Annotated in this window: 10 protein-coding genes; 6 read left to right on the forward strand and 4 right to left on the reverse strand. The window is 69.8% G+C overall.

What is annotated here, in order from left to right; all coding sequences use genetic code 11:
• Positions 1-71 precede the first annotated feature (71 nt).
• Both ACFWJ8_RS06775 and pulA read left to right on the forward strand, forming a co-directional pair.
• Positions 72-2,186: an MDR family MFS transporter gene (locus tag ACFWJ8_RS06775; protein WP_378810062.1), complete on the forward strand. Its 2,115-nt coding sequence runs from the start codon at positions 72-74 to the stop codon at positions 2,184-2,186.
• A gap of 177 nt (positions 2,187-2,363) precedes the next feature.
• Positions 2,364-8,141, forward strand: coding sequence for a pullulanase-type alpha-1,6-glucosidase (pulA, locus tag ACFWJ8_RS06780; RefSeq protein WP_378810064.1), 5,778 nt, complete (start codon positions 2,364-2,366; stop codon positions 8,139-8,141).
• Between the two features lie 66 nt (positions 8,142-8,207).
• Here the strand turns inward: pulA and ACFWJ8_RS06785 are convergent, their stop codons facing one another.
• The 3 genes from ACFWJ8_RS06785 to ACFWJ8_RS06795 are packed head-to-tail and all read right to left on the reverse strand — an operon-like array spanning position 8,208 to position 9,192.
• Complete coding sequence (locus ACFWJ8_RS06785) at positions 8,208-8,564, reverse strand: hypothetical protein (RefSeq protein ID WP_378810066.1); 357 nt, start codon at positions 8,562-8,564, stop codon at positions 8,208-8,210.
• Between the two features lie 39 nt (positions 8,565-8,603).
• Positions 8,604-8,972 (reverse strand): bleomycin resistance protein, encoded by a 369-nt coding sequence (locus ACFWJ8_RS06790; protein ID WP_378810068.1) that lies wholly within the window; start codon positions 8,970-8,972, stop codon positions 8,604-8,606.
• Between the two features lie 40 nt (positions 8,973-9,012).
• The gene (locus tag ACFWJ8_RS06795) at positions 9,013-9,192 is read right to left on the reverse strand and encodes a hypothetical protein (RefSeq protein WP_378810070.1); all 180 of its coding nucleotides are present in this window, start codon (positions 9,190-9,192) and stop codon (positions 9,013-9,015) included.
• Between the two features lie 136 nt (positions 9,193-9,328).
• On the opposite strand from ACFWJ8_RS06795, the gene ACFWJ8_RS06800 reads away from it, so the two are divergent.
• Positions 9,329-9,655 carry an L-rhamnose mutarotase gene (locus ACFWJ8_RS06800; protein WP_378810072.1) on the forward strand — a complete coding sequence of 109 codons (327 nt, stop codon included), beginning with the start codon at positions 9,329-9,331 and terminating at the stop codon, positions 9,653-9,655.
• 123 nt (positions 9,656-9,778) lie between these two features.
• Complete coding sequence (locus tag ACFWJ8_RS06805; protein ID WP_378810074.1) at positions 9,779-10,132, forward strand: YciI family protein; 354 nt, start codon at positions 9,779-9,781, stop codon at positions 10,130-10,132.
• 78 nt (positions 10,133-10,210) lie between these two features.
• On the opposite strand, the gene ACFWJ8_RS06810 is transcribed toward ACFWJ8_RS06805, so the two are convergent.
• Positions 10,211-11,890: a choice-of-anchor I family protein gene (locus tag ACFWJ8_RS06810; RefSeq protein WP_378810076.1), complete on the reverse strand. Its 1,680-nt coding sequence runs from the start codon at positions 11,888-11,890 to the stop codon at positions 10,211-10,213.
• A 241-nt stretch (positions 11,891-12,131) separates the two neighbouring features.
• Between ACFWJ8_RS06810 and ACFWJ8_RS06815 the strand changes: the two genes are divergently transcribed.
• Entirely contained in the window at positions 12,132-13,328 is a 1,197-nt protein-coding gene (locus tag ACFWJ8_RS06815; protein WP_378810078.1) for an acyl-CoA dehydrogenase family protein, read from the forward strand.
• A gap of 39 nt (positions 13,329-13,367) precedes the next feature.
• Positions 13,368-14,267, forward strand: a complete 900-nt coding sequence (gene mmsB / locus ACFWJ8_RS06820) for a 3-hydroxyisobutyrate dehydrogenase (protein WP_378810080.1) — start codon at positions 13,368-13,370, stop codon at positions 14,265-14,267.
• Positions 14,268-14,380 lie beyond the last annotated feature (113 nt).

Consider the following 14,380-nt stretch of genomic DNA (forward strand, 5'->3'; position numbering starts at 1 on the left):
TACGATGGGCCGAGACCTGACGACGCCGGAGTCGCCCGATCGCCATCGCTGATCCGCACATCGGGGGCATCATGTCTGAGACCCGTCTGTCGTCCGAAGAGGCCGCCGCGCCGGTCATGACCCACCGCGCGATCCTGTTCGTCATCTTCGGCCTGATGGCGGGGATGTTCCTGTCCGCCCTCGACCAGACCGTCGTCGGCACCGCGATCCGGACGATCGGCGACGACCTGCACGGCCTGAGCCAGCAGGCGTGGGTGACCACGGCGTACCTCATCGTGTCGACCATCTCCACGCCGATCTACGGCAAGATGTCCGACATCTTCGGCCGGCGGCCGCTGTTCATCTTCGCGATCGTCGTGTTCGTGATCGGCTCGATCCTCGCGTCGTTCTCGACGTCGATGCTGGAGCTCGCGGCGTTCCGCGCGATCCAGGGCCTCGGCGCCGGCGGTCTCATGTCGATGCCGCTCGCGATCATGGGCGACATCCTCGCGCCGCGCGAGCGCGCGAAATACCAGGGGTACTTCCTTGCGGTGTTCGGCGTCTCGAGCCTGCTCGGCCCGCTCATCGGCGGTCTGTTCGCGGGTGCGGACGAGATCCTCGGCATCGCCGGCTGGCGCTGGGTGTTCCTCATCAACGTGCCGATCGGCCTCGTGGCGCTGTTCATCGTGCTGCGGTTCCTGCACATCCCGCGGCATCCCGTCCATTCCGTCCGCATCGACTGGTGGGGTGCGACGACCGTGATCGTCGCGCTCGTGCCGCTGCTGCTGGTGGCCGAGCAGGGCCGCGAGTGGGGCTGGGACTCGCCTCTGGCGATCGGCTGCTACGTCGTGGGCGGACTCGGCATCATCGCCTTCGTGATCGTCGAGACGCTCATGAAGGACGACGCGCTGATCCCGCTGAAGCTGTTCCGGTCGTCGACGTTCTCGATGGCGACCGTGATCGGCGTGTTCGTCGGCTTCGGCATGTTCGGGGCGATGCTCACGATCCCGCTCTACCTGCAGCTGGTGCTCGGTTCGACGCCCACCGAGAGCGGGCTGCAGATGCTGCCGATGATCCTCGGCATGATGATCGCGTCGATCGGCAGCGGCCAGCTCATCGCCCGCACCGGCCGGTACCGGATCTTCCCGATCCTGGGCACCGCGTTCCTGTCGATCGGGTTCTTCTGGCTGACGCACCTGAAGTACGACACGTCGTACTGGTTCATGGCCGGAGGCATGCTGCTCATCGGCCTCGGACTCGGGCAACTGATGCAGACCCTCACGATCGCGAGCCAGAACTCCGTCGGTCTGCGCGACATGGGTGTGGCCACGAGCGCCTCGACGTTCTTCCGGCAGATCGGCGGCACGCTCGGCACGGCCGTGCTCCTGTCGCTCATGTTCACCCTCATGCCCCAGAACATCCAGGCCTCGTTCGCCGACGAGGGGACCCTCACGACGGCGCTCGACGCCGCGTTCGACCCCGATGTCGCCGACGCCCCCGAGAACGCCGACATCATGGCGAAGATCTACACGCCGATCGTCACGCAGACGACCGACGCCGCGACGCAGCAGCTGCAGGAGGGCGTCGACAAGGCCACCGCCGCGGCGACCGACGCCGTCGCCGCGCAGGTCGAAGCGGGTCAGATCCCCGCGTCGCAGCAGGACGCCGCGACCGCCGCGGCCGTCGCGCAGGCGCAGCAGGCGGCGCTCACCGAGATCCAGAAGCAGGTGCCGGTCGCCCGCCTGTCCGACGACGGGCAGGTGACCCTGGACTTCTCCGACGCGGAGGAGCGCGCCGACTTCGTGGACAGCCTCGTGCCGACGCTGCTTGATCAGTTCGCCGACGGTGGCGGCGATTCGCAGATCGACGACAGCACGGTGGACGACACGTCCTTCCTCGTGGGCGCTGATCCGCGGCTCAGCAAACCGCTGCTCGTTGCGTTCAACGACTCGGCGGTGGCCGTGTACTGGGTCGCGATGTGGGTCGTGATCGTCGCCTTCATCCTGTCGCTGTTCTTCCGGACGCCGCCGCTGCGCGAGAAGTCGGCGCTGCAGGAGGCCGTCGACGACGACGCGGCGCTGTCGGCGCAGCGCGCCGCGAACCAGACGGGCGCCCCGGTCGAGGTCGATACCGGCGGCATCCGCGTCCCCTCCGACGCCGTACCCCTCACGCGCCGCCAAGCGCGCGAGGCGCGCCCCGCCGAGTAGCTCCGTTCTGCAAGCGGTTGCGTAATCAGGGAGTGCGTGGATGCCGGGGGCCCCGGCATCCACTGTATTAAAGGGCTCTCATGATGTAAGCGCTTGCACTTCTTATGAATCCGCTGTTAGGGTCGGCCCACAGCTCACCGGCACGTCGTCGTGCCTTCTCCCCAACCAGGAGCCCTGATGTCACAGCCGACAAGACCCCGAGCACGCACCGTCACCGCGAGTCTCGCGGCCGCAGCCCTCATCGTCACCGGGGGAGCCGTCGTGATCGCCCCCGCTGCCGCCGCCGAGCGCACGTTCGCTCTCGTGGGCAGCCTGCAGTCCGAGCTCGGCTGCTCCGCCGACTGGCAGCCCGAGTGCGCGGAGACCGAGCTCGCCGCGACCGGCACCGCCGGCGTGTACGCCGCCGAGTTCGAGGTGCCCGCGGGGTCGTACGAGTACAAGGTCGCCGCGAACGACGCGTGGGACGAGTCGTACGGACTGAACGGCGGCAACGACAACATCCCGCTGACGATCGCCGGCCCCGCGACGCTGCGCTTCGTGTTCGACGACAACACCAAGCGCGTGGGCGTCGAGGCGAAGAGCCTGCGCGCCGGGTACACCGCCGACGACGACGCGCTCGTCGCCCCGCCGGTGCGCGAGCCCGGCAGCCAGGAGCAGTTCTACTTCGTCATGACCGACCGCTTCGCCGACGGCGACACCTCGAACGACGAGGGCGGGCTCACAGGCGATCGCCTGGCCACGGGATACGACCCGACCGACAAGGGCTTCTACAACGGCGGCGACATCGCGGGTCTGCGACAGAACCTCGACTACATCGACGGCCTCGGCACGACCGCGATCTGGCTCACGCCGAGCTTCAAGAACAAGCCGGTGCAGGGCGAGGGGGCGAACGCCAGCGCCGCATACCACGGCTACTGGATCACCGACTTCACCCAGATCGACCCGCACCTCGGCACCAACGCCGAGCTGAAGGCCCTCATCGACGAGGCGCACGCCAAGGGCATCAAGGTCTACTTCGACATCATCGCCAACCACACCGCCGACGTCATCGACTACGCCGAGCAGCAGTACGGCTACATCGACCAGAAGACCTCGCCGTACACCGACGCGAACGGCGTCGCGTTCGACCCCCACACCTACGCGGGCACCGCCACGTTCCCGGCGCTCGACCCCGCCACGTCGTTCCCGTACACGCCGGTCATCGCCGACGCCGACAAGGACCTCAAGGTGCCGGCGTGGCTGAACGACCCCACGCTGTACCACAACCGCGGCAACTCGACCTGGTCGGGCGAGTCCGTCACGTACGGCGACTTCGACGGTCTCGACGACCTCATGACCGAAAGCCCCACCGTCGTCGACGGGTTCGTCGACGTCTACTCGGGCTGGATCGACCTCGGCATCGACGGCTTCCGCATCGACACGGCCAAGCACGTGAACTTCGAGTTCTGGGAGCAGTGGACGACCCGGGTGCTCGATTACGCGCACGCGAAGGGCAAGGCGGACTTCTTCATGTTCGGCGAGGTCTACGACGCCGACCCCGCCAAGCTCTCGCCGTACGTGCGCGACACCGACATGTCGAGCGTGCTCGACTTCACGTTCCAGTCGTCGGCGGTGAGCTTCGCGAACGGCGGCAACACCCAGAGCCTGCAGAACCTCTACGCGGGCGACGACCGGTACACGACGCCCGACTCGTCGGCGACCGCGCTGCCCACCTTCCTCGGCAACCACGACATGGGCCGCGTCGGCTACTTCCTCAAGGACGCCGACAACGCGCTGCAGCGCGACCTGCTCGCCCACGACCTGATGTTCCTCGGCCGGGGCCAGCCCGTCGTCTACTACGGCGACGAGCAGGGCTTCGTGGGCACCGGCGGCGACAAGGACGCGCGCCAGTCGCTGTTCGCGAGCCAGGTGCCGTCGTACCAGAGCCAGAACCTCATCACGGGCGAGACGGCCGGATCGGTCGACCGCTACGACACCTCGGCACCCGTCTACCAGCGCATCGCCGATCTGGCGGCCCTCCGCGAGGCCAACCCGGCGCTGGTCACCGGCGCGCAGATCGAGCGCCACGCCGACGACGGTGCCGGCGTCTACGCGTTCTCACGCGTCGACCGCGACGAGAAGGTCGAGTACCTGGTCGCGCTGAACAACACGACGGCCGACAAGACGGTGAGCCTCACGACCCTCACCGCGAACGCCTCGTACGCGCCGGTGTACGGCACGCAGACCGGGATCTCGACGGATGCCGCCTCCGCGACCTCCGTGACGGTCCCTGCCCTCTCGGCCGTGGTCTACCGCGCCGGCACGACGGTCACCGCGCCCGCCGCGGCGACCTCGGTGACCGTCACGGTGCCTGCCGCCGGCGCCGGCCTCAGCGGCACCGCCGCCGTGAGCGCCGACGTCGACGACACCACGTGGCAGGAGACGAGCTTCGCGTGGCGCGTCGTCGGCTCGGCCGACTGGCACGCCCTCGGCACGGCCGAGGACACCGACCCTGGCGTCTTCCACACCGTCGACGGGCTCGCCACCGGCACGCTCGTGGAGTACCGCGCCGTCACCACCGACGCCGCAGGCAACCATTCCGCCGCCTCGACGTACGCGTCGGTGGGCAACAAGGTGAGCACGGGCGTCGACGTGACTCCCGAGGAGCCGGTCGAGGAGGAGCCGCAGACGCCGACCGAGTATGGGGCCGTGAGCGTCCCGGGCAGCTTCAACAGCAAGGCCGGCTGCCCCGGTGACTGGCAGCCCGACTGCGACGCCGTGCAGATGACCAAGGTCGACGGCATCTGGACCCTCAAGCTCGCCGATCTGCCTGCCGGCACGTACGAGTACAAGATCGCCACCGAGAAGAAGTGGGATGAGAACTACGGCGCGGGCGGCGTGCAGAACGGCGGCAACATCACGCTCGTGCACGCGGGCGGCCCGATCGAGTTCTTCTTCGACCCGCGCACGAAGAACATCCGCTCCACCGCCGACGGCCCCGTCATCACGCTGCCCGGCAGCCTGCAGAGCGAGCTCGGCTGCGCCGGCGACTGGATGCCGGACTGCCTCGCCACGATGATGTTCGACAAGAACGGCGACGGCGTGCTCCAGTTCACGACCGACGACCTGCCCACCGGCTCGTATGAGGTGAAGGTCGCGCACGGCCGCTCGTGGACCGAGAACTACGGCGCCGGCGGCGCTCCCGGCGGCGCGAACATCACGTTCAGCGCCACCGCCGGCAAGGTCGTGACCTTCCGGTACACGCTGGCGACCCACGTCCTGACCGTCAAGGCGAGCGACCCGCCGCTGGCCGGCACCGGTGAGCTGCGCGCGCACTGGATCGACGCCGAGACCATCGCATGGCCCGCCGACCTCGGTGCGCCGGCCGACGGCGCCGCGTGGCAGCTCTACGGATCGAAGGATGCCGCACTCGGCCTCACCGCCGACCGAGAGGTCACCGGCGGTACCGACCCGGTCGCGCTGACGCGCGTCGACGGCGGCCTCACCGACGACCAGAAGGAGCGGTTCCCCGCGCTGGCCGGCTACGTCGCGCTGCACGTCGACGGCGTCGACCGCGCGGCGGCCGCCGAACTGCTGAAGGGCCAGCTCATGGTCGCCCAGCGCAATGCAGGCGGAGCGCTCACCGCGTTCACCGGCGTGCAGGTCCCGGGCGTGCTCGACGACCTGTACGCGGATGCCGTGGACGACGCCGAGCTCGGCGTCGCCTTCGCCAAGAACGGCAAGCCGACCTTCCGGCTGTGGGCGCCGACCGCGCAGTCGGCGACGCTGCTCACGTGGGATGCCGGCAAGGGCGGCGACCCGGCGCGTCACGAGGCGCGGTGGGATGCGGCATCCGGGATCTGGACCGTGAAGGGCGACAAGAAGCTCGCCGGCGACGAGTACGTGTGGGAGGTCGTGGTCTACGCCCCGACCACCGGCAAGATCGAGACGAACGACGTCACCGACCCGTACTCGGTCGCCCTCACCGTCAACTCGGAGCGCTCGGTCGCGATCGACCTCGACGACAAGGCGTGGCGCCCGAAGGCGTGGGAGAAGACGAAGGCGCCCGAGGTCGCCCGTCCGGTCGACCGCGCGATCTACGAGCTGCACGTGCGCGACTTCTCGATCGGCGACACCACGGTGCCCGCCGCCGAGCGGGGCACGTACAAGGCGTTCACGCGCGACAGTGCGGGCACGAAGCAGCTGCGTCAGCTGTCGGCCGCCGGCATCAACACCGTGCACCTGCTGCCGACGTTCGACATCGCCACCATCGAAGAAGACCGTTCGACGCAGCAGGCACCGGCCTGCGACCTCGCGTCGCTGCCGGCCGACAGCGACCAGCAGCAGGCGTGCGTCGCGGCGGTCGCCGACGCCGACGGCTTCAACTGGGGCTACGACCCGTACCACTACTCGGTGCCCGAGGGCTCGTACGCGGTGAGCCCCGAGGGCGGCGCACGCGTCTCGGAGTTCCGTGAGATGGTCGGCGCGCTGCACGGCATGGGCCTGCAGGTCGTGCTCGACCAGGTGTTCAACCACACCTCGGCGTCGGGGCAGAACGCGACGTCGGTGCTCGACCAGGTGGTGCCCGGGTACTACCAGCGTCTCAACGCCGCCGGCAACGTCGAGACCTCGACGTGCTGCCAGAACGTGGCCACCGAGCACGAGGTCGCGCAGAAGCTCATGGTCGACTCGGTCGTCCTGTGGGCGCGCGAGTACAAGGTCGACGGCTTCCGCTTCGATCTGATGGGACACCACTCGAAGCAGAACATGCTCGAGATCCGCGCCGCGCTCGACAAGCTGACCCTCAAGAAGGACGGCGTCGACGGCAAGGCGATCTACCTCTACGGCGAGGGCTGGAACTTCGGGGAGGTCGCGAACAACGCCCTCTTCGAGCAGGCGACGCAGGGGCAGCTCGGCGGCACCGGCATCGGCACGTTCAGCGACCGGCTGCGCGACGCCGTCCACGGCGGCAGCCCCGTCGCCGGCGAGACGATCCAGCAGCAGGGCTTCGGCACGGGCCTCGGCACCGACCCCAACGGTGCGCCGATCAACGGCACGACCGAGCAGGCGCTCGCCGACCTCGCGCACCAGACCGACCTGGTCAAGCTGGGCCTCGCGGGCAACCTCCGCGACTACCAGCTGACCGATCACACGGGCGCCGTGAAGGCCGGCGACGAGCTCGACTACCGGGGCTCGCCGGCCGGCTACGCCGACCAGCCCGACGAGATCATCACCTACGTCGACGCGCACGACAACGAGACGCTGTTCGACCTGTCGATGCTGAAGCTCCCGGCCGACACCACGATGGCCGACCGCGTGCGCATGAACACGCTGGAGCTGGCGACCACGACCTACGCGCAGACGCCGTCGTTCTGGCACGCCGGCACCGAGCTGCTGCGCTCCAAGTCGCTGGACCGCAACAGCTACAACTCGGGCGACTGGTTCAACCGGATCGACTGGACGGGCCAGCAGTCGACGTTCGGCTCGGGGCTGCCGATGGCGGCCGACAACGACGACAACTGGGGCATCATGAAGCCGCTGCTGGCGAACCCCGCCAACAAGCCGGGCGCCTCCGACATCGCCACGGCCGAGGCATCCGCCCTCGACCTGCTGCGCGTGCGTGACGAGGTGGCGCTGCTGCGCCTCGGATCGGCGTCGCTGATCGAGCAGAAGGTCACGTTCCCGAACAGCGGACCGGATGCCGCACCCGGTGTCGTCGTGATGCTCATCGACGATCTCGTGGGCAAGGATGTGGATCCGAAGCTCAAGGGCGCACTGGTGGTCTTCAACGCGGGGACCGAGCCGGTCACCCAGACCGTCTCGCAGCTGAAGGGGCGTTCGTTCGCCCTGACGCCGGCGCTCGCGAAGGGGTCCGACCCGGTCGTCAAGACGACGACCTGGGATGCCGCCACCGGAACGGTCACCGTTCCCGCCCGCACCGCCGTGGTGCTGGTGGAGCAGCAGAAGAAGCGCTGACGCGGCCACCCGCTGAGCGCGAACCGCCCGCCCGCCCTTCGGGGCCGGCGGGCGGTTCCGCGTCGGTCAGAGGCTGAGACGCGTCAGGAGCAGGTCGGACGCGCCGGAGATCCCGCTCAGCTGCCACGGCACGACCACGAGGGCGATGACCGCGAACAGCGCGATCGTCGAGGGTGTGGCGCGGCGCACGATCCGGTCGACGAGGAGCCCGACGACGCTCACGATGGCGATAGTGCAGGCGGCGACGCTCGCGAACGCCATGCGCACGTAGTCCTCGTCGGCGGGCGCCCCTTCGGGAGTGGTCAGCAGGGCGAGCGCGACCGGCACGACCAAGAGCCCGAGCAGCAGCACGAGGGGTGCGGAGTACCCGCGGAGGCTGGTACCGGGCCTGGTGGGGCGCGGTTTCGTCGCGACGTCGGTCATGGGCGCGAGCCTAGCGGGCGTGAGGACGGCAGCGACAGGTCAGATCGCACTTCCGACGCGCACGAGGTTGCCGTTGCGGTCGACGACCGCGAACTCGCGCATGCCGTAGTCCGTGTCGACGGGTGCGGTGATGCGGCTGCCGGTCGCCGGGTCGGACGGGACGAGGTCCGCCCACTCCTCGTACTGCAGGCCCGCGTCGTCGACGTACAGGTAGCACATCGACGCCGTCGTGAGCGGGTCGACGTCAGGGTCCTCGGTGAAGTGCAGTTCGGCGTCGCCCCGCCCGATGATGAGGTACTGCCACTCCTCGGGCGGTGCGCCGCGGTTCTCGAACCCCAGGCGCTCGTAGAACCCGAGCGTCTCGCGCAGGTCTCGGCTGAGCAGGATGGGGACGGCGCGCGCGGTCATGCCCGCAGGCTAGCGCGGCCCGCCGACACGGCGACAGGGGTCAGAGCGAGCCGAGCAGCTGCGCACCGAACACGGCGACGGCGGCGATGCCGACGCCCGCGACGGCGAGCCCGACGATCGCGAGGATGAGGATGTTCCCGCCGATCGTCAGCAGTGCGGCCGCAGTCGGCGACAGCTCGCGGTGACGGGGGAGCCGGACGGATGACGTGGTGGTGACCATGCCCTCGACGCTACGGAGCACGACCCCGGCGCGCGTCCACCCGCGGTCTCATACGCCTCCACCTGCGGGATGATCCTCGGTCCTGGCCATCGGCTACGGTGGAGCGCGTCCGCACCCGTCGTCCCGGAGATCCGACATGAGAGTCGCGCTGCATTCGATCGTCAAGGACGGTCACGAGAGCTCGTACGACCGGGAGCACGAGCGCATCCCCGATGACCTCGCCGCCAGCTTCGCGCGCATCGGCATCCACGACTGGACGATCTGGCGTTCGGGCGCGCACCTGTTCCATGTCGTCGACTGCGACGACTTCGCCGCCGCGATGCGCGCGCTGGAGGACGATCCCGCCGACGCCGCATGGCAGGCGCGGATCGGCGAGCACGTCGACCACTTCGTGCTCGACGGCGACGCCCCGGACGGCATGGTGATCCCAGAGGTCTGGCGGCTGAGCGAGCAGCGCGGCTGACACCCGCGACGACGGCATCCGGCCCCTCGAGAAGATCTCGGAACGAAATGTCGATGTCGGCGTCCGCCGCACGACGACCAGAGTGAGGCCGGCACCAGCCGCCCGCTCCCGGAAGGATCAGAAATGAAGTACATGATGTTCGTCGTCACCTCACTCGAGCCCGACACCGAGGTCGACGACTCCGACGTCGACCTGTGGGTCGACCCCCTCGACGCCGCCGGCAAGCGCATCATCGGCGAGGTGCTCGCCCCGCAGGCGGACTCCACCGTCGTCAAGGTGCGCGGCGGCAAGGTGCTCACCACACGCGGACCCTTCGTCGAGACGGCGGAGGTCATCTGCGGCTTCGACATCCTCGAGGTCGACAGCCTCGACGAGGCGATCGAGATCGCGTCCCGGCACCCGATGGCCCGCAACGGTCAGCTGGAGCTGCGGCCGTTCATGGTGTGGCCCGACGCCGAGCCCGCCGCCGGGGCCTGAGCCGCGGCATCCCTCCACCGAGAAGGGGCGCGCTCCCGACGTCACCGACGGGAGCGCGCCCCTTTCGCGGGGTCCGGGTCAGCGCCCGGCGAGGGCGCTGATCTCGAACAGGGTGGTCGTGCCCGACACCTCGTTGCCCACGGCCAGGAGCGGGGTGCCGGTGGCCGACGTGGCGGCCGGGATGAAGGCGACACCCTCGGGGCCGAGGTCGCCGGCCGCGGCGAGGTCGCCGCCACCCTCGACCGACACCGAGAAGTCGCGGTTGTTGACGTAGGTGACGAAGCGCGAGGCCTTCGGGTCGGTGATGTCGAAGACGGCGATGCCGCCGATGCGCTCGAAGCCGACGAAGGCATACGTGCGACCGCCGACCTGGCCGACCGCGACGCCCTCGGGCTCGGGGCCCTTGTCGTCGCTGCGGCCCTCGAAGTTCGACTCGGTGTGGTTCGAATTGACGAACCCGGGGACGGCCGCTGCCGTCAGCGCCTCGAACTGCGAGCCCGAGTCGAACACGAGCGTGCCGTCGGTGCCCCAGATCGAGAACGACCGTCCGCCGAACGCGTACAGCTCGCTGTAGCAGCCCGCCGCGGCGTCGAACCCGTTCTCGATCGTGACGTTCAGGCGGCCGAGGTCGGCGTCGCCGAGGTACGACGCGAGCGGGCTCGACGCGCACACCGGGCCGTAGCCGTCCTTCTTGAGGTCCTTGACGCGCGAGACCTCGCTGTAGTCGCCCCACTCGCGGGCGTCGCCCTCGTTCGCGGTGACGAGGTACGTCTTGCCGCCGGCCGAGTAGGACTGGATGCCGTCGGGCATGTACATGCCCTTCACGCCCGGGTAGGTGCGCAGCGAGAACGCCTTGTCCTTGTCGCTCGGGTCGAGCGCGTTCTGTGCGAGGCCGAGGTCCTTCGTGCCCAGCGGCAGGATGCCGGTGACGCGCGCGCTCGGGATCTGCACGACGGCGATGGCGTTCGCCTCCTGCAGCGACACGTAGGCGTTGTTGCCGTCGACCGCGATGTACTCCGGCTCGAGGTTGCGGCTCACCGGGTGGTCGTCGCCGTGCGGGGTCGGCCCGAACACGCGCACACCCACGGGCAGCGTCTTGCCGCCGCCGGCTTCGTAGGCGTGGAAGTCCGCGGTCTTGACGTCCTTCTGTGCCGCCGCGGCGACCCTGTTGGGCAGCTTCACGACGCTTATCGAGCCTTCAGGGTCGGACGAGAAGTCGTCGGCGGGTTCTCCCTCGTTCGCGACGAGGGCGTACTTGCCGTCGGGGACGATCGTCACCATGTCGGGGAGCGCCCCGACCTGGACGGTGCCGAGGACGGCGGTGGCGGCATCCTTCGCCCGCGCGTCGAAGAACAGCAGGTGGCCGGCGTCGGTCTTGGTCGCCGACTCGAAGGCGACGACGCCCAGACCGTCGGAGCGGACCGCGACCGAGTTCGCGACACCCGACGAGGCGAGTGCGAACTCCTTGACCATGGCGGACGGGTCGGAGTAGTCGAGCACGCTCACCGAGCCCGCCAGGGCGTTCACGACGAACAGGCGGTCGCCGTAGGCGGCGACGATCTCGGACGCGGACTGGTCGAAGGCGCCGGTCTCGAACGTGCCCACCGGGGCGAGCGAGATCGCCGCGTCGTCGGCCGAGTACGAGATCGGGTCGGGCACGATGGCCGCCTGGGCGGCGAGCGGGCTGAGGGCGAGGGCGCAGGCGGCGACCGCGGTGACGGCGACGGCGCCGGCGCGGCGTGAGACGCGTGAAGGCATCGGGTTCCTTGTCGGAGTCGGATGTGCAGAGGGGGGTGGCGTGCGCAATGGGCGCACCACGTGACTATCGGCGTCCGGTGTCGCCCCGGTGAACGAGCGGCGAACGGATGCGGCATCCACCAGTCTCTGGAATTCCGAGCAGATACAAGGACGTCCATGTAAAATCATCACTGTGCCAACGACGGCACGATCGCGTTGATCAGGATGCCCCACAAGGCGCCTCCTGATCCGAGAAGGAGCAATGGTGACCACGATCGCCCCCCTCAGCCAGACGACGCCCGCCTCCTCGCCCGCGGCGCCGACCCTCACCGCGGAAGAGCGCGCAGCGATCCTCGACGCGGTGCGCGAGTTCGCGCAGCACGAACTCGCGCCGCACGCCCTCGAATGGGATGCCGCGTCGCACTTCCCGCGCGAGACTCTGAACCGCGCCGGCGACCTCGGCCTGGGCGGCATCTACGTGCGCGAGGAGTTCGGTGGCACCGGGCTGTCGCGCTCGGACGCCGCCGCGATCTTCGAGGAGCTCGCCCAGGGCGATCCGGCGATCGCCGCGTACATCTCCATCCACAACATGGTGGCGTGGATGATCGACACCTACGGCGACGAAGCGCAGCGCGGGCAGTGGGTGCCGCTGCTCACCTCGATGTCGGGCTTCGGCAGCTACTGCCTCACCGAGCCGGGTGCCGGGTCCGATGCCGCCGCGATCGCCACGAGCGCGATCCGGTCGGGCGACGACTACGTGCTCACCGGTGTCAAGCAGTTCATCTCGGGCGGCGGCGAGGCCGCGGTCTATATCGTCATGGCGCGCACCGACGCGGACGCCGGCGCGCGCGGCATCACGGCGTTCCTCGTGCCGGCCGATGCGGCCGGACTGTCGTTCGGCGCCCTGGAGCACAAGATGGGCTGGAACGCCCAGCCGACCCGCCAGGTGATCCTCGACGAGGTGCGGGTGCCCGCCTCGAGCATCCTGGGCGTCCTCGGCCAGGGGTTCAAGATCGCGATGTCGGCGCTCGACGGCGGTCGCATCAACATCGCCGCGTGCTCGCTCGGCGGGGCCCAGTGGGCACTCGATCGCACGGTGAAGTACGTGCACGAGCGCTTCACGTTCGGCGAGCCCCTCGCCGAGAAGCAGGCGGTCGTGTTCGCACTGGCCGACATGGCCACCGAGCTGCGCGCGGCCCGCGCCCTGGTGCGTGACGCGGCGGCCGCGCTCGACGCGAAGGCCCCCGACGCGTCCATGCAGTGCGCGATGGCCAAGCGCTTCGCGACCGACGCCGGCTTCACCGTCGCGAACCAGGCGCTGCAGCTGCACGGCGGCTACGGCTACCTTCACGACTACGGCATCGAGAAGGTGGTGCGCGACCTTCGCGTGCACCAGATCCTCGAGGGCACCAACGAGATCATGCGCGTGATCATCGGCCGTCAGCTGCTCGACGGCTGACCCGGATCCGCGACGGACTCAGCGACGAAGAAGGTCGACATGAAGATCGCATTCCTGGGGCTCGGCCACATGGGCCTGCCCATGGCGAAGAACCTCGCCGCCTCCGGCCACGACGTCGTCGGTTTCGACGTCGTCCCCGCCGCCGTCTCGGCCGCTGGCGAGGCCGGGCTCGCGACGGCCGGATCGGGAGTGGATGCCGCCACCTCCGCCGACGTCGTCATCACGATGTTCCAGACCGGCGCGCAGGTGCTCGACGCCTATCGCGGCAGCGGCGGCACTCCCGGACTGCTCGATGTGGCGGCATCCGGAGCCCTGTTCATCGACTGCTCGACGATCGCCGTCGACGAGGCCCGGGCCGGGCACGCGCTCGCCGAGGCGGCCGGGCGCCGGTCGCTCGATGCGCCGGTCTCGGGCGGCGTGGTCGGTGCCGAGAACGCGACGCTGGCGTTCATGGTCGGTGGCGCCGACGAGGACTTCGCCGCCGCGCAGCCGCTGCTGGAGGCGATGGGCCGGCGCGTGGTGCACTGCGGCGGAGCCGGCCTCGGGCAGGCCGCCAAGGTGTGCAACAACATGATCCTCGCGGTGTCGCAGATCGCGGTCGCCGAGGCGTTCGTGCTGGGGGAGCGGCTCGGGCTGTCGCACCAGGCGCTGTTCGACGTCGCCTCGAACGCGTCGGGCCAGTGCTGGGCGCTCACCACGAACTGCCCGGTGCCCGGTCCCGTGCCGACGAGCCCGGCGAACCGCGACTATCGGCCGGGCTTCGCGGGCGCCCTCATGAACAAGGACCTGGGACTGGCCGAGCACGCCATCTCGGCGACCGGGGTCGAGGCGCGCATGGGCCTGCTCGCCCGCGCGATCTACCGGGACTTCGCGGCGGGTGAAGGGGCCGGGCAGGACTTCTCGGGCATCATCAACACCATCCGCGCCGACAGCGTGTGAGAAGACGACAGAGCGGATGCCGCGGGCCCGTGCCCGCGGCATCCGCTCTGTGGAATCCGTCAGTTGCCGGCGAGGGCCTGGTCGGTGTCCTTGATGGCCTGCATCATCTTGCG

The organism is Microbacterium sp. NPDC058389 (genome assembly GCF_042722305.1).
In the GTDB taxonomy this organism is placed as follows: domain Bacteria; phylum Actinomycetota; class Actinomycetes; order Actinomycetales; family Microbacteriaceae; genus Microbacterium.

What these genes read in the sequence shown, in the direction of transcription:
- ACFWJ8_RS06800 (WP_378810072.1), top strand. Translation starts at nt 9,329, where the DNA reads ATGAGAGTCGCGCTGCATTCGATCGTCAAGGACGGTCACGAGAGCTCG.
- ACFWJ8_RS06810 (WP_378810076.1), bottom strand. Translation starts at nt 11,890, where the DNA reads ATGCCTTCACGCGTCTCACGCCGCGCCGGCGCCGTCGCCGTCACCGCG.
- ACFWJ8_RS06775 (WP_378810062.1), top strand. Translation starts at nt 72, where the DNA reads ATGTCTGAGACCCGTCTGTCGTCCGAAGAGGCCGCCGCGCCGGTCATG.
- ACFWJ8_RS06805 (WP_378810074.1), top strand. Translation starts at nt 9,779, where the DNA reads ATGAAGTACATGATGTTCGTCGTCACCTCACTCGAGCCCGACACCGAG.
- ACFWJ8_RS06795 (WP_378810070.1), bottom strand. Translation starts at nt 9,192, where the DNA reads ATGGTCACCACCACGTCATCCGTCCGGCTCCCCCGTCACCGCGAGCTG.
- pulA (WP_378810064.1), top strand. Translation starts at nt 2,364, where the DNA reads ATGTCACAGCCGACAAGACCCCGAGCACGCACCGTCACCGCGAGTCTC.
- mmsB (WP_378810080.1), top strand. Translation starts at nt 13,368, where the DNA reads ATGAAGATCGCATTCCTGGGGCTCGGCCACATGGGCCTGCCCATGGCG.
- ACFWJ8_RS06785 (WP_378810066.1), bottom strand. Translation starts at nt 8,564, where the DNA reads ATGACCGACGTCGCGACGAAACCGCGCCCCACCAGGCCCGGTACCAGC.
- ACFWJ8_RS06790 (WP_378810068.1), bottom strand. Translation starts at nt 8,972, where the DNA reads ATGACCGCGCGCGCCGTCCCCATCCTGCTCAGCCGAGACCTGCGCGAG.
- ACFWJ8_RS06815 (WP_378810078.1), top strand. Translation starts at nt 12,132, where the DNA reads ATGGTGACCACGATCGCCCCCCTCAGCCAGACGACGCCCGCCTCCTCG.